Genomic DNA, 14,000 nt, shown 5'->3' on the forward strand with positions numbered 1-14,000 from the left:
TCTTTGATCTCTAAGGATTTGGATAGCTTCTTCTCGGAAACGTAATGTTCCGTATCAAGGTAAGCTCGTTCACTTTTGTGGGAAATACAAATTTTTACATTGTAGGTTTCGTCACTTCTTTTGTGGTGCTTAAAGACTTTTGGGCTAAGCGTTGCCATAATTCAATAATCTACTCGACAAAGCAGCTACTGTTTTGGTCACAAAATCGCGTTACATTGTGTAACATTTTTTCCATTTTGTAACACTTTTTCGACTGGTTAAACAAAAAAACCTGTGAAACTCGAATATTGAAATGATAGCCTCTAAAAAGTCTGATTGACTAAAAAGCGCGTTTAAACGCTAAAATAGGCTATCTTGATGAAAAAAAAAAGCCCCGCAGACGTGCGGGGCTTATGCTCCTGAGGCTGGGCTCGAACCAGCGACCCTCTGATTAACAGTCAGATGCTCTAACCAGCTGAGCTACTCAGGACTATTTTCCGTTTGGAGTGGTGCAAAAGTATAATTTCTCCGTTAATTTCACAATATTTGCGCAAAAAAAATTAAAAATATTTTACATGAGCTTGTTAGTTATTGGTAGTGTGGCATTTGACGCCATTGAAACACCCTTTGGAAAGACAGATAAAATTGTTGGAGGGGCCGCAACTTTCGCAAGTTTGGCCGCTTCTTATTTTTTTAACGATATAAAAATTGTTGCCGTGGTTGGCGACGACTTTCCACAAAGCGAGATTGAAGACCTTCAAAAGCACCATATCAACACCGAAGGCCTCCAGATAAAACAAGGCGAGAAGTCGTTTTTTTGGAGCGGGAAATACCATAACGATATGAACACCCGTGATACTTTAGTTACCGAGCTTAATGTTTTGGGTACTTTCGATCCGATAATTCCCGATTCGTACCAGGATTGTGAGTATCTGATGCTGGGTAATTTATCGCCACAAGTACAACAAACGGTTATCAAACGATTAACCAAGCGGCCGAAACTTATTGTAATGGATACCATGAACTTTTGGATGGACATTGCTCTCGATGAATTATTGGCTACTATTAAACTGGTAGATGTTATTACTATCAATGATGCCGAAGCCCGTCAATTATCAGGCGAGTTCTCTCTGGTAAAAGCCGCCCGCAAAATATTAACCATGGGGCCCAAATATGTGATCATTAAAAAAGGCGAGCACGGAGCCCTACTTTTCCATGAGGATAAAATATTCAGCGCTCCTGCCCTGCCACTGGCCGAAGTGTTTGATCCTACCGGAGCAGGCGACACTTTCGCAGGTGGCTTTATTGGCTATCTAGCTAAAGTAGGTTCGATAAATTTTGATTCCATGAAAAATGCTATCATATATGGATCGGCGCTAGCCTCATTCTGTGTTGAAAAATTTGGCACAGAAAAATTACGAAACCTTTCTCAGGAAGAAATTACTGCCCGCGTGCAGGAATTTGTTAGCCTATCTACGTTCGAAATATAAACTCCTTTCAGATGTGCGGATATGCAAATGTGCATATCCTGCACATTTGCATATCAGGAAGCTTCCCCTTTAGGGGGCCGGGGGGCTTAATCGCCCTACCTGCTCAAATTTTTCAAATACCATTTCCGTATGCGGGGCATCGGCCAGTTCATCTGTCAGATCCTGCCCGGCCCAATGTTCATAGTGCTTACCGTTTTTCCATAACCGGCTTTCGCTCACATCATAAATCACCCCTTTATAAGCCACCCATATCTGCGGCTTATCCTGCCCGTTACGCAGGGCCAGTTGTGACTTGGTATATTCCGGAAGGTGGTTCAAGATAATTGATTTTTGGTTTTAAAGTACTCAAAAAAGCCGATGTTCATCAACAGCAGGATAATTAAATAAAAATGATCTTCTACCGGGATGGTACCTATCCGTTTGCCCATATTCTCGCTGTTATTGTATATAACTACGGGTATGGATGTCAATATACCATTTACGATATAAAAAGGGATAAGCGCTACCAGGTAAGCCAAATAAAACCGGTTAAGCCATCTTACTTTAAATACATATTGCAGCAAAGGAATCAACACCAGCAACAGACCAAAAGTTACCTCAGTATATAAACGATCATGATAAAAAATAAGCCCTAGTATACTCAGCATAATGATTAAACTATTGATAATACTAGTGAGCCTGTTATCCAATTGCCATTTGATATAATGATTCAGACAGGTATAAATAAAGATGCAGGCAAATGGTACGGTGATAAAAAACAATATCTCCTCAAGCGGTAGACCACTTAAATTGATACCTATAATATAATGAGGATTAAATGACCATAACCCTTTTACGGTGAAAAGCACATCCCAAAACAAAAAGAAAAGCCCTGTTATGGCCATTCCTGGCCATATGAATTTCCAACTTTTATAAAAATGGACCTTCTTATCAAACGATAATATAACCGGGAAAAACACGGTCAATATATTGATCAATAAGTAGGTATATTTCACTTTAAAGCAGCTAAGAGCTTATTCAGCTCATCAATTTGGGTTGGGGTACATCTCCGGGAATTCACCAAAAACTTAATGATCTCTATGGTAAGCTCCCTGTCGGCGGTGCCATAATTTTTTTTATCCAGTTGGCTTATAATTTCCTTGCTATCAACGGCTATATTTTTATTATAACCTAAAAAACCGGGCACACTGTCTTCCACAGAAAAACGCATAAACCTGATTTCGATATTATGCGGATCAACCTCTATAGCCTTTTCAAACGTTTTTTCGCAGTTTTTCAGATACTTTATCTTGGAGTATGGGTTCCAGGCATGTTTGGCCTTCAGTGCCTGCACACCGGCTATAAAACCCTCCATAATGCCCGTACGGTTTTTTATACTGCTTAAACTTTTATAAAGGGAATCAGTGGTTTTGCGATCATTAATGGCCTCCCTTAATTGCCTGCGGATATTTTTCAGGTTTGGCTCATCGGCCTTTACATTTTGTACCATCAACAAAAACGAAAATATTCCGGCTATAAAAAAAATATGTCTCCTCATCATCTTAAATCACATTCAGTTTTTGTTGTAAAACAGCTTTAACGTATAAACCCATCTTCCGGACATCAGAAATACGTATCCTTTTTTGCAGGATAACACTTGCCGGCGTATAACTTATTTTTTTGAACAGTTTCAAATAGTAGGTATAAGCTATATAAACCCCTAAACGTGTACCTGTAGGTAATTGTTTGATCCCCTCAAAAGCCTGGTCAAAATCGTTTTTTATATCCGCTTCAATACGACGCTTGTCCTGCTCGGTAAAATTGTCAAAATCAATGCCAGGGAAATAGGTCCGGCCACGCTCCTGATAATCGGCCTGTATATCACGCAAAAAATTTACTTTCTGAAAAGCTGCCCCCAAACTACGGGCCTGGGATAAAAGCGACTGATATTGCGCCTCATTATTACCTGTAAAAACACGCAGGCACATGAGTCCTACCGTCTCGGCCGAGCCGTAGATATAGGTTTCATAACAGGCCGGATCATACGCTTTTTTATCCAGATCCATTTCCATAGAGCGTAAAAAAGCGTCGATAAGCCCCATTTCGATACCATACCCATTTACTACCTGCTGAAACGAGTGTATAACCGGGTTTAAACTGATCTTTTCCTGAATGGCTTTAAACGTTTCCTTTCTGAAATCGCTGATCAAGGTTAGCTTATCGTACTCGTGAAAGGTGTCAACTATTTCATCAGCATACCTTACAAAGCCATAAATAGCATAAATGGGGTAACGAAAACCCTTATCAAAAGCCTTTATCCCCAAGCTGAATGATGTGCTATACTTATTGGTTATCAATTTACTGCATTCAAAACTGGTTTCGTCGTACAGGTTCATCATTTACACTTGCGCTGATTCCCAAAAGTACAAATTCAAACCGTTATTGTTTTTTTATGACCACAAAACAATTTGTTTAACTTGGACCTCTATAGCTATATGAACAGGGGCAGGCATATCATCATCATCGGAGCAGGTTTTGCGGGCTTATCAACCGCCTGTGTGCTGGCTAAAGAAGGTTTTAAAGTGACCATACTGGAAAAGAACGACCAGCCCGGCGGCCGGGCACGCGTTTGGGAAAAAGATGGCTTTAGGTTTGACATGGGCCCCAGCTGGTATTGGATGCCCGATGTGTTCGAAAACTTTTTCGCCTTGTTTGGTAAAACACCGGCCGATTATTACCAACTGGAGCGATTAGATCCCGGATACCGCATCTATTACGGCCCTGGTGATGTAATGGATGTACCGGCCAGCATGAACGAACTGGAAGCCCTTTTTGAGCAAACAGAACCTGGCAGCAGCATAGGCTTAAGGGAGTTTTTAAAGCAAGCGGCTTATAAATATCAGGTTGGCATGGGCGAGTATGTATTCCGCCCCTCCCATTCCATTACTGAATTTATTGACTTTAACCTCATCAAAAAAAGCCTGAGCATGCAGCTGTTAAGCAGTATGAGCAAACATGTGCGCCAATATTTTAAAAATCCCCGGCTGATAAAGCTACTCGAGTTCCCGGTTTTATTTTTGGGAGCAACACCGCAAAATACGCCCGCCATGTACAGCATGATGAACTATGCCGACCTGGCCCTGGGCACCTGGTACCCACAAGGTGGTATGAACCAGATTGTGAAGGCAATGGTTAACTTGTCCGAAGAATTAGGTGTCGAAATAAAGCTCAACACCGAAGTTCTTAATATCGACATAAAGGATAATAAGATAAGCGATATCAATACCAGCCAAGGCACGTTTCAGGCTGATTTTGTAATAGCCGGAGCTGATTATGAACATTTTGACCAACACCTGTTACCCAAATCGCACCGGAACTATACCGAAAAATATTGGGACAGCCGAACCATGTCTCCATCGAGTTTATTGTTTTATATCGGCACCAATAAAAAAGTAGAGGGCATAAAACACCACAATTTATTTTTTGATGAGGATTTTGAACTGCATGCCCAAGAGATATATACATCGCCGCAATGGCCTACCAGTCCGCTTTTTTATGTTTCCTGTACCTCCAAAACAGACCCCGCCGTAGCGCCCGAAGGCGGGGAAAATCTATTTTTCCTGATGCCAATTGCGCCGGGCTTACATGACGATGAAAGTATCCGCGAAAAGTATTTTAACCTGATGCTCAACCGGTTCAAACACATTACGGGGCAGGATATCCGTGATTCTATTGTAGTAAAGCGCAGTTACGCACTCAATGATTTTAAGGCCGACTACCATTCTTTTAAAGGCAACGCCTACGGATTAGCTAATACCCTGGCGCAAACCGCTTTTTTTAAACCGGCCATGCGAGCCAAACATGTTAAAAATATGTTGTATACAGGGCAGCTAACCGTACCAGGCCCCGGGGTTCCGCCAGCTATTATATCAGGTCAAATCGCAGCTCAGGAAGCCATGAAGAGTTTTAAGAATGTATCAAGCAGCTAGTGTGGTGGCAACCATAAATTGACGCATAACCTTGGGTTGGCCCTCATAAACAAAGCAAAATGTGGGTTTACATGGTTTACACTTTTCAGTGTAAACTCATATATAAATAACTCATAATCAATTTATTATGTTAATTTTACACTAATATCAAGGCTTTAAGTGTAAACCCATAATCAGTACTCTCATTACCTATTTTCTGTATGAGCCTTGATACTTGATACTAAAACTTGATACTAAAATAATCAATTGTCATACATCAGCGAGTAGATCTCCTGCATATAAATAGCTTCGGCCATGGCAGCGTGGAAATCCTCCCACTCATCGGTAGTAAAAGTTAATTGTACATCATTAACCGGGGTGCGCATTACCAGACGTTCCTGCCCATCGGGGAACGAATGGGTATGCTCAGCAAAATCCAAATCGACTGTAAAATCCCTGAACTGTACAAACTGTTCGGGCGAGAAGCTCAGGATCAGGTTGTTATTCCATATAAATACACAACGACATTCCGAGCATCGGCTCACTACGGTTGCCCCTACCTGGCTTATGATTTTTGAATCGCACATATGCATTGTTAATTAAGTTGGTGCCTGCCCGGCCCGCAAAGCTATCGCACCGCAGCATTTGCTCAAGAGCAGGACTTTATATTTTAAACTGTTTTTTACAGGTATGTCCTTTATTAATACGAACAAAGTAATATCTTATTTAGAATAAATCCAAATAAAAATAAAAAAAGCTTATTTACAGCAACTTAGTAACAGGAGACTATTTTATGGGGATAATTTTTGACTGGGTTACGACCTCTTCCTTCTCAAATGCGCTGTATCTGATCACTACATAACCCTTTTTGCCGGGAGCTTTTTCAATAGGTTTTACATCGGCTTCCCATTGGTTACAGTGGGTAGAAAATGAAGGCACAGCTTCCTGCCAGTGTTTGTGAGTGAGTGTGTACACATAGTAAGGACTCCAGCAACTGGTGAACCACTCGGGCAGGATGCCTATTTCATCAGTGCCGTTATTATTCAAATCGCCGAGATTAGTAATGGTTCCGCCAATCGCGTTTGGTATCACCAGGGGAGGTATTTCGGGATTAGACGACACGACCCTGATAGTACATCCGCCAACACAATCCTCACCGCTATCGGCTATCTTGGGTTTTACTACCCAAACGTACCCGGGTTTGCCATCGCCGTTAAAGTCGCCTTTTACGGCATCTTTGGGGATATCATTTATTTTTTGCGAGAGACATACATGAGTTACAAAAACTAAACTTAATAGGAGTACTGTTTTAAGCGGTAGCATAGGAGAATAAAAACGTGGTGAATAATTTACTGTGTTATTTCTGTTAAGGTGTTAAACGATTTTGCTGTGTACTAGAAAGAAATAATGTGTAAAATCTTTTGTTTAATACTCTTGAAAAACTTTTTAAACCTTTTATTTTAACACTTTTCTGCTCAAAAACGGGGCATTTTAGGCTCAAACCCACTCCAAAAACATCGATTTTAACACTTTTTAACAAATTCCAACACGATTTTGACGCGTTTTTAAAACTTTAAAAAGTATTAAAAATCTGATTATCAAATAACTAACTTAAAACAACTCCATTTTAGAGCTATTTTTCCTTTACCCAAACGGCCCGATTTTCTGTTACGAAAGCCGGGCCGTTGAAGTATTATAAATATACGAATTTTTGGAGCAAAGAGCAAGGATTTTTGGAGCAAAGATTCCTGCCGCGCGTCATTGCTGTAAGGTATCAAGCAATGAGCCCCCTCTAAATCTCCCCCGGAAGGGGAGACTTTTGAAAAAAGGTCTTTAAGCCCTCCCTTCCGGGGAGGGTTGGGTGGGGCTTTTTGCTTCGTGCCTCGCAATGACGCGTTTATTATGTATTTGTTCCTCTATACAAAAAAAAGCCTTTCAAGCTAAACTTGAAAGGCTTTTTATCATCTGCACATCTAAAATATGCACATTTGCACATCTATGACATCAGTTTGATAAAATCATCAAACAGGTATCTTGAGTCATGAGGGCCTGGAGATGATTCCGGGTGGTATTGTACCGAAAATGCTTTTTTATCTCTTACACGGATACCTTCTATAGATTGGTCGTTCAGGTTCAGGTGAGTGATCTCTACCTTGTCAGAAGCACGTACCGCCTCAGGCACTACGCCAAAACCGTGGTTTTGCGAAGTTACCTCGCAGTGGTTGATAATAATATTTTTTACCGGGTGATTTAAGCCGCGGTGACCGTTAAACATTTTTTTGGTTGGAATATCGTTAGCTAAAGCCAGTAACTGGTGACCTAAACAGATGCCGAACATCGGTTTTTCAGAAGCCAGAATTGATTTTACCGTTTCAATAGCATAAGGCATGGCAGCCGGATCGCCGGGGCCGTTTGATATAAAGTAACCGGTTGGGGCAAAATCCTTTTCCATTTCTTCAAAAGTGGTTTTTGCCGGGAAAACTTTGGCGTAAACATCACGATCGTCAAAATTACGCAGGATGTTTTTCTTCACACCCAGATCAAGCACGGCAACACGATATCTGCCTTCTTCATCGCCAAAAGTATAGGCTTCTATAGTAGATACTTTTGACGACAGTTCCAGCCCATCCATAGAAGGCACCTTAGCAAGTTTAGCCTTCAGCTCATTAATATCCAGGATCTCTGAAGAAATAATGGCATTCATGGCGCCTTTATCGCGGATATGACGCACTAACTGACGGGTATCCACATCAGATATACCTACCAGGTTTTGTTCCTGGAAATAATCCTGTATCGATTCATCGGCCTGTTTACGGCTGTAAGCGATATTATAGTTTTTACAAACCAAACCGGCAATCTGGATATGTCCAGATTCAACCTCATCATGGGTAATACCATAGTTACCAATATGCGCGTTGGTAGCCACCATGATCTGGCCAAAGTATGATGGGTCGGTAAAAACTTCCTGGTAGCCGGTCATCCCGGTATTAAAGCATATTTCGCCTGTAGTGGTACCTATCTTCCCTGCGGCTTTACCGTAAAAAACGGTTCCATCATCCAGTAATAGTACAGCCGGTAATTTGGTGAGGTATGTCATTTATCAAAAAAATTGAAAGGATTAATAAATCGGATCGCCTGGTTCAAAGCCCCGTGAAAACTAATAGAAATATTGAAGTAAGGAACTTCCTGATTCACGCCGCAAAAATACAGTTTTATTTCGGATTTCGGAATTGAGATTTCGGATTTTTTTGATTTTGGAATTATTTTATATTTCGAATGTTCGATTTAGGATTTTGGAAATTGAATTTTGTCCGAACCGCGATTTTGGGGATTAAGGGATTACAGGATTCTTTTTCTTAAAATCATGTTTATCCTTTAATCTGTTTAATCGTGGTTCAGACAAATCCGAAATCGAAATTCCGAATTCCGAAATTAATAGTAACCTTTGCATACCATAAAACATAAATCCGAAATCGAACATCCGAAATCCGAAATAAAAAATGTCAATACATAAAGAAGTTAAAAGGATCACTACACATATTGTGCAGGAAATGAAGAACCGTGGCGAAAAAATCGCTATGCTTACTGCGTATGATTACTCCATGGCAGCTATTGTTGACGATGCCGGGATGGATATTATCCTGGTAGGCGATTCGGCCTCCAATGTGATGGCCGGACATGAAACCACGCTGCCTATAACGCTCGATCAGATGATCTATCACGCCTCGTCGGTAGTGCGTGCAGCCAAACGCGCGCTCGTGATCGTCGATCTGCCTTTTGGTTCATACCAGGGTAACTCTAAAGAAGCCCTCAACTCGGCTATCCGTATCATGAAAGAATCGGGCGCCCATGGTGTTAAAATGGAAGGCGGCATTGAAATAGCCGAATCGGTAACCCGTATATTAACCGCCGGCATACCGGTTATGGGTCACCTGGGCTTAACACCGCAATCTATTTACAAATTTGGCACTTATACCGTACGCGCCAAGCAAGATGCCGAAGCACAAAAATTACGCGAAGATGCCATCACCTTACAGGAGCTGGGCTGCTTTGCCATTGTGGTGGAAAAAATACCCGCCAAACTGGCCAAAGAAGTTGCCGAAAGCGTGCAAATACCTATTATAGGTATAGGTGCCGGGCAACATTGCGATGGTCAGGTATTGGTAATACATGATATGCTGGGTATTAACAAAGGTTTTAAACCGCGCTTTTTACGCCAGTACGCCAACTTGTACGACCAAATGAACGGCGCCATCAAAAACTATGTTGGCGACATCAAATCAAAAAGTTTCCCGAACGAACAGGAACAATATTAAGAGATTTGGGATTTCGGAATTTCGATTTCGGATTTTGGGAATTTAGAAATTTTGATTTTCGAATATAATATTCAAATCCGAAATCCCACATCCGAAATCAAAATAAATCCGAAATTCCACATCCGAATTCCGAAATAAAATATGGCCCGTCCCGAATTTAACTATACCAGCTACGATATTACCGATAAGGATATCCTTTATGAGGACAACCACCTTATTGCCGTGAACAAACGCGCCGGTGATATTGTACAGGTTGATGAAACCGGCGATGAGCCGCTGGATGAAAAGGTTAAAAAATACATCGCCCAAAAATACAACAAACCCAACGGCGCATTTTTAGGCGTTGTGCACCGGCTGGACCGTCCGGTAAGCGGCGTTATCCTGTTTGCCAAAACCAGCAAGGCGCTGGACAGGATTAATAAGATGTTTAAGGCCCGCGATATGCATAAAACCTATTATGCAGTAGTACGCAAACGCCCCCAACCAGAAGCAGGTACTTTGGTGCACTGGCTGGTAAAGAACTCGCAAAAGAACGTAACCAAGGCACATGATAAAGAAGTGCAGGGCAGTTTACGCTCCGAACTGCATTACAAACTGATTGCGGAGCTTAATGGCTATTACCTCATTGAAGTTGACCCGATAACCGGTCGCCCGCACCAGATCAGGGTGCAGCTATCCACCCTGGGAACACCCATTGTTGGTGATAATAAGTATGGATATCCCCGAGGTAGCCTCCGCAAAAGTATTTGCCTGCATGCGCGCAAGCTAACATTTGTACACCCCGTTAAAAATGAACCCGTAACGATCATCGCCCCCGTTCCGCACGATGGCTTCTGGGAAAAGTTTGAAGGGATGATGATTGGGGAATAGAATCAAGAGGTAAGAATCAAGAAATAAGATTAAAGTGGTGCTGCGAAGAAATTCATCCACGCGTCGCCGCCAATGTTGGTGTTGTCACCAACATTATACGTGCTAGTTAATTACTCCTACAGATTGTTGTTGGTGACAACACCAACAACGGCGGGGGTTTGAGGGGATAATGGTGGGGGCTTAAGAGAGTCAAGAGATTAGAATCAAGAAATTAAAAGTGGTGGAGTGATAACCCCAACTACCGGTTTGAAATAATGGGATGCTGAACTTGTTTCAGCATCCCATTAGCAGGTTAAAACTATGCTTGTGCGCAACTTTGAATATGAGATGCCGAAATAAATTCGGCATAACTTAGCTGATTTCAACACGGGCCATAAGCATAATACTCATTTTAACACATTACCTCTGCACTGGCTTCATTATATTTGTTAAACAAATAAACCATCTGTAATGAAAACCGAATTTAATAGCATTATGCCGGTGCTTCCTTCTGCTGATATTGAACGAGACGTTACCTGGTATAAAGACAAAACAGGCTTTGAGCCCGTGTTTTGGGATAACATGTATGCTGTTTTAAACCGTGATAACCTGTATCTGCACCTGCAGTGGCACGCGGATACCGAAACAGACCCGCTACTTGGCGGCTCGGTTATCAGGATAGATGTAAAAAACATTCAACCGCTTTTTGAGGAGTTTGTACAAAGAGGAACGGTTAAAGCCGACGCCTTTAAAGCCAACACACCCTGGCACACCAATGAATTCGGATTTTTTGATCTGAATAAGAACGCCATTTTTATTATGGAAGGATAAGGAGTGAAATTGTCGGAGTAGAACTCATAACTCCCCTTCCCAAAGGAAGGAATCGCACTCCCCCACTTTTGACTTTTGACTTTTGACTTTTGACTTTTGACTTTTGACTTTTGACTTTTGACTTTTGACTTTTGACTTTTGATCCCTCCCTACAGTCCCAGCACCGTATTCCATATTTTTTCATCAACCCAAACACCCTCGCTTAAATTTTTTGCGCGGGTTTTCAAGGTGTTTTCACCGGGATATGATATGGATCCGCCTTCGTGCTCCGGGGTACTGGTTTTGGTATAGGCGATGATCTCCTCAATCAGGGCTGCCGTATGGTTATCATCCTTTGGTTTTATGCAGATAAATACCTGGGAGATACCAGCCTCCGTTTTCTCTTTGCTGATTCGTGCGGTAGAATTGCCGCCGCTTAAAACCGTTGCCAACAGATCAAGCACGAGCGAAAGGCCTGAGCCTTTCCAAAAACCAATGGGCAGCACCCGTTCCGATTTTAGGATAGCCGCGGCATCGGTACTTAAATGGCCTTCGTTATCATAACCACCGGGCAGCGGCAGTTGCTCCCCACTTGCTTCATACTGTTTTAATTTGCCAACTGCATATTGCGATATAGCCATATCCAGCACCACGTGCCCGTTTTTGCGGGGCACGGCTATCACCAGTGGGTTGTTACCCAAACGCGGATCAAGACCACCCCAGGGTGGTAAATTGGCGATGGTATTGGTAAAGCAAATACCTATATAACCGGCTTCGGCAGCTTGCCAGCCATAGGTACCGCCACGCATCCAATGATTGGTATTTTTTATGGCTACGCAACCTATACCGTTTTCATTAGCCAGTTCCATAGCGCGATTCATGCATATGCCCGCATTGAGCATTCCCGGACCATAGTTGCCGTCCCATTGTTCAATAGCACCCAGGCCGCCTTCTTTTACAGGTTCGGCATCGGGCTTTACCCACCCTCCTTTTACAAATTGTACAAAAACCGGGAAACGGCTAAGTCCGTGGGTATATACGCCGTCCCTGCTGTTCTCTGCAAAAATAGTGGCACATTTTTCGGCTTTTTCAGTAGTAAAATCAAGGTTGAGTAATATCCGTTTAAATTCGGCTTTCAGTTTTTCAAAGGGTACACGCATGGTAGGTAAGTAAAAAGTCAATAATCAAAAGTAAAAATAAAACAGCCTAATCTGGTTTCGTTTTTCGGAGATAAAGCACCGGGATAGCTTATTAAAATAATTTCAGTTTAAAAGAGTTATTATTACATCCTGGTTGCCAACTAATAACCGGGAATATTTATTTTTGCCTGCGTATTTTCTATGAAAAATAAAATCCCATTAGTTTTTGTTCTAGGCTTAGTGATGGTTAACCTGCTGAGTAACTCCTGTAAAAAGGATAACAACAGCAATATTCCACATTTACTCACAGCCGGTTCCTGGCTGCTGGCTACGGTGCAGGTTTACAACTATGTTGGTGATGCCCAGGTAGGTGTCATAGATAGTTTATATGTTGGCTGCGACTCCACCCAGACATTTACTTTCAATACCAATAATACCTGCACATTTGTAAATTTTGCCTGCCTTGCTCAAAAAACAACCGGCAACTGGTCGCTTACGGCTAACCGGCTTTATCTAACAACAGACATGACTTGCAAGGATACTACCGGTAACCCAAATAAAGCTGTAAAACAAATACAACCTTTTTCCAATGCGCAGATAGCCACACTGGGGGTTTATTCCCTGGTATTACAAACCGGGGATGTGCAGCCAAATTATTCAGCAACATCCAGACGAAGAATTGTGCGATACGGATTTATCAAGCAAAAAGCAGTATCACAATAAGGAAACTTTTATATTTGGATTATGATACCAGTGATTTTTTATAATAAAATTACCAGCAGCATAAAACAAACCGGTATAAATAAACATTTACTGGTAACATCATCACCTTTGAAAAGCCCCCAATTTTAATGAAGAAACGAATTGCCATTTTTGCTTCAGGTTCAGGGTCAAATGCCCAAAAGTTAATGGAGCATTTTAAACGCAATGCCGATGCCGAAGTAGTGCTGATACTCACTAATAATCCCCAGGCTTATGTATTACAGCGGGCCGATAATTTTGAAGTACCCTCGCACATATTTACCAGGCATGAATTTTTTGAAACCGACGATGTGATCAGGCTACTTAAAAACCTGCAGGTTGATCTTATTGTACTGGCGGGTTTTTTATGGCTGGTACCCGCATCACTACTAAAAGCTTTTCCAAACAAAATCATTAACCTTCACCCTTCCCTGCTACCTAAATATGGTGGTAAAGGTATGTATGGCGACAATGTGCACAAAGCCATCCTGGAAGCCGGTGAAGAGGAAGGCGGTATTACCATACACTTTGTAAACGAACAGTTTGACGAAGGCGAGATCATCCATCAATCCAAATTCAGAATTGAGCCAGGCGACAACCTGGAAATGGTAAAGTTTAAAGGTCAGCAGCTGGAGCATCATCACTTCCCCAAAGTTGTAGAGGCTTTACTGAAGAAGATGAAGAGTTAGACCTGGAAGTGACTGTAATTTTATACATTAGTCACTTATT

General features: G+C 41.8%; 15 protein-coding genes and 1 tRNA gene. 7 read left to right on the plus strand and 9 right to left on the minus strand.

Features of this window, described 5'->3' with window-relative positions; genetic code table 11:
• Positions 1 to 395: 395 nt before the first annotated feature.
• Positions 396 to 469: transfer RNA gene (locus tag BW976_RS20800), tRNA-Asn, on the minus strand.
• An 85-nt stretch (positions 470 to 554) separates the two neighbouring features.
• On the opposite strand from BW976_RS20800, the gene BW976_RS20805 reads away from it, so the two are divergent.
• Positions 555 to 1,469 carry a PfkB family carbohydrate kinase gene (locus BW976_RS20805; RefSeq protein WP_076376094.1) on the plus strand — a complete coding sequence of 305 codons (915 nt, stop codon included), beginning with the start codon at positions 555 to 557 and terminating at the stop codon, positions 1,467 to 1,469.
• Between the two features lie 69 nt (positions 1,470 to 1,538).
• Here BW976_RS20805 and BW976_RS20810 read toward each other — a convergent pair whose 3' ends face one another.
• Genes BW976_RS20810 through BW976_RS20825 form a run of 4 tightly spaced genes read right to left on the minus strand, consistent with a single transcriptional unit; the run spans position 1,539 to position 3,847 of the window.
• Positions 1,539 to 1,787: a cytochrome b5 domain-containing protein gene (locus BW976_RS20810; RefSeq protein WP_221283421.1), complete on the minus strand. Its 249-nt coding sequence runs from the start codon at positions 1,785 to 1,787 to the stop codon at positions 1,539 to 1,541.
• Positions 1,784 to 2,464, minus strand: a complete 681-nt coding sequence (locus BW976_RS20815; protein ID WP_076376098.1) for a lycopene cyclase domain-containing protein — start codon at positions 2,462 to 2,464, stop codon at positions 1,784 to 1,786. The genes BW976_RS20810 and BW976_RS20815 overlap by 4 nt, the downstream gene beginning before the upstream one ends.
• Positions 2,461 to 2,958, minus strand: coding sequence for a hypothetical protein (locus BW976_RS20820; protein ID WP_175614151.1), 498 nt, complete (start codon positions 2,956 to 2,958; stop codon positions 2,461 to 2,463). The genes BW976_RS20815 and BW976_RS20820 overlap by 4 nt, the downstream gene beginning before the upstream one ends.
• A gap of 52 nt (positions 2,959 to 3,010) precedes the next feature.
• Positions 3,011 to 3,847: a phytoene/squalene synthase family protein gene (locus tag BW976_RS20825; RefSeq protein WP_076376102.1), complete on the minus strand. Its 837-nt coding sequence runs from the start codon at positions 3,845 to 3,847 to the stop codon at positions 3,011 to 3,013.
• A gap of 96 nt (positions 3,848 to 3,943) precedes the next feature.
• On the opposite strand from BW976_RS20825, the gene BW976_RS20830 reads away from it, so the two are divergent.
• Positions 3,944 to 5,437 (plus strand): phytoene desaturase family protein, encoded by a 1,494-nt coding sequence (locus tag BW976_RS20830; RefSeq protein WP_076376104.1) that lies wholly within the window; start codon positions 3,944 to 3,946, stop codon positions 5,435 to 5,437.
• A 242-nt stretch (positions 5,438 to 5,679) separates the two neighbouring features.
• On the opposite strand, the gene BW976_RS20835 is transcribed toward BW976_RS20830, so the two are convergent.
• The 3 genes from BW976_RS20835 to carA all read right to left on the minus strand — a co-directional run bounded on the left by BW976_RS20835 (position 5,680) and on the right by carA (position 8,513).
• A complete protein-coding gene (locus tag BW976_RS20835; RefSeq protein WP_076376106.1) occupies positions 5,680 to 6,003 on the minus strand; it encodes a DUF6686 family protein in 324 nt (107 codons plus the stop codon).
• A 199-nt stretch (positions 6,004 to 6,202) separates the two neighbouring features.
• On the minus strand, positions 6,203 to 6,739 hold the full coding sequence (locus BW976_RS20840) for a hypothetical protein (protein ID WP_076376108.1): 537 nt from the start codon (positions 6,737 to 6,739) through the stop codon (positions 6,203 to 6,205).
• Positions 6,740 to 7,412: 673 nt separating this feature from the next.
• Positions 7,413 to 8,513 (minus strand): glutamine-hydrolyzing carbamoyl-phosphate synthase small subunit, encoded by a 1,101-nt coding sequence (carA, locus tag BW976_RS20850; protein ID WP_076376112.1) that lies wholly within the window; start codon positions 8,511 to 8,513, stop codon positions 7,413 to 7,415.
• 403 nt (positions 8,514 to 8,916) lie between these two features.
• Between carA and panB the strand changes: the two genes are divergently transcribed.
• The 3 genes from panB to BW976_RS20865 all read left to right on the plus strand — a co-directional run bounded on the left by panB (position 8,917) and on the right by BW976_RS20865 (position 11,412).
• Positions 8,917 to 9,732: a 3-methyl-2-oxobutanoate hydroxymethyltransferase gene (gene panB / locus BW976_RS20855; protein ID WP_076376114.1), complete on the plus strand. Its 816-nt coding sequence runs from the start codon at positions 8,917 to 8,919 to the stop codon at positions 9,730 to 9,732.
• A 141-nt stretch (positions 9,733 to 9,873) separates the two neighbouring features.
• Entirely contained in the window at positions 9,874 to 10,602 is a 729-nt protein-coding gene (locus BW976_RS20860) for an RluA family pseudouridine synthase (RefSeq protein ID WP_076376115.1), read from the plus strand.
• A 450-nt stretch (positions 10,603 to 11,052) separates the two neighbouring features.
• Complete coding sequence (locus tag BW976_RS20865; RefSeq protein ID WP_076376117.1) at positions 11,053 to 11,412, plus strand: VOC family protein; 360 nt, start codon at positions 11,053 to 11,055, stop codon at positions 11,410 to 11,412.
• Positions 11,413 to 11,561: 149 nt separating this feature from the next.
• Here BW976_RS20865 and yiaK read toward each other — a convergent pair whose 3' ends face one another.
• Positions 11,562 to 12,551 carry a 3-dehydro-L-gulonate 2-dehydrogenase gene (gene yiaK / locus BW976_RS20870; RefSeq protein WP_076376119.1) on the minus strand — a complete coding sequence of 330 codons (990 nt, stop codon included), beginning with the start codon at positions 12,549 to 12,551 and terminating at the stop codon, positions 11,562 to 11,564.
• 180 nt (positions 12,552 to 12,731) lie between these two features.
• On the opposite strand from yiaK, the gene BW976_RS20875 reads away from it, so the two are divergent.
• A complete protein-coding gene (locus BW976_RS20875; protein WP_076376121.1) occupies positions 12,732 to 13,253 on the plus strand; it encodes a hypothetical protein in 522 nt (173 codons plus the stop codon).
• A gap of 128 nt (positions 13,254 to 13,381) precedes the next feature.
• Positions 13,382 to 13,960 (plus strand): phosphoribosylglycinamide formyltransferase, encoded by a 579-nt coding sequence (gene purN, locus BW976_RS20880; protein ID WP_076376122.1) that lies wholly within the window; start codon positions 13,382 to 13,384, stop codon positions 13,958 to 13,960.
• Positions 13,961 to 14,000 lie beyond the last annotated feature (40 nt).

This window comes from Mucilaginibacter lappiensis, assembly GCF_900155965.1.
In the GTDB taxonomy this organism is placed as follows: domain Bacteria; phylum Bacteroidota; class Bacteroidia; order Sphingobacteriales; family Sphingobacteriaceae; genus Mucilaginibacter; species Mucilaginibacter lappiensis.

What these genes read in the sequence shown, in the direction of transcription:
- BW976_RS20805 (WP_076376094.1), top strand. Translation starts at nt 555, where the DNA reads ATGAGCTTGTTAGTTATTGGTAGTGTGGCATTTGACGCCATTGAAACA.
- BW976_RS20820 (WP_175614151.1), bottom strand. Translation starts at nt 2,958, where the DNA reads ATGGTACAAAATGTAAAGGCCGATGAGCCAAACCTGAAAAATATCCGC.
- BW976_RS20825 (WP_076376102.1), bottom strand. Translation starts at nt 3,847, where the DNA reads ATGATGAACCTGTACGACGAAACCAGTTTTGAATGCAGTAAATTGATA.
- BW976_RS20830 (WP_076376104.1), top strand. Translation starts at nt 3,944, where the DNA reads ATGAACAGGGGCAGGCATATCATCATCATCGGAGCAGGTTTTGCGGGC.
- BW976_RS20835 (WP_076376106.1), bottom strand. Translation starts at nt 6,003, where the DNA reads ATGTGCGATTCAAAAATCATAAGCCAGGTAGGGGCAACCGTAGTGAGC.
- BW976_RS20840 (WP_076376108.1), bottom strand. Translation starts at nt 6,739, where the DNA reads ATGCTACCGCTTAAAACAGTACTCCTATTAAGTTTAGTTTTTGTAACT.
- carA (WP_076376112.1), bottom strand. Translation starts at nt 8,513, where the DNA reads ATGACATACCTCACCAAATTACCGGCTGTACTATTACTGGATGATGGA.
- panB (WP_076376114.1), top strand. Translation starts at nt 8,917, where the DNA reads ATGTCAATACATAAAGAAGTTAAAAGGATCACTACACATATTGTGCAG.
- BW976_RS20860 (WP_076376115.1), top strand. Translation starts at nt 9,874, where the DNA reads ATGGCCCGTCCCGAATTTAACTATACCAGCTACGATATTACCGATAAG.
- BW976_RS20865 (WP_076376117.1), top strand. Translation starts at nt 11,053, where the DNA reads ATGAAAACCGAATTTAATAGCATTATGCCGGTGCTTCCTTCTGCTGAT.
- yiaK (WP_076376119.1), bottom strand. Translation starts at nt 12,551, where the DNA reads ATGCGTGTACCCTTTGAAAAACTGAAAGCCGAATTTAAACGGATATTA.
- BW976_RS20875 (WP_076376121.1), top strand. Translation starts at nt 12,732, where the DNA reads ATGAAAAATAAAATCCCATTAGTTTTTGTTCTAGGCTTAGTGATGGTT.
- purN (WP_076376122.1), top strand. Translation starts at nt 13,382, where the DNA reads ATGAAGAAACGAATTGCCATTTTTGCTTCAGGTTCAGGGTCAAATGCC.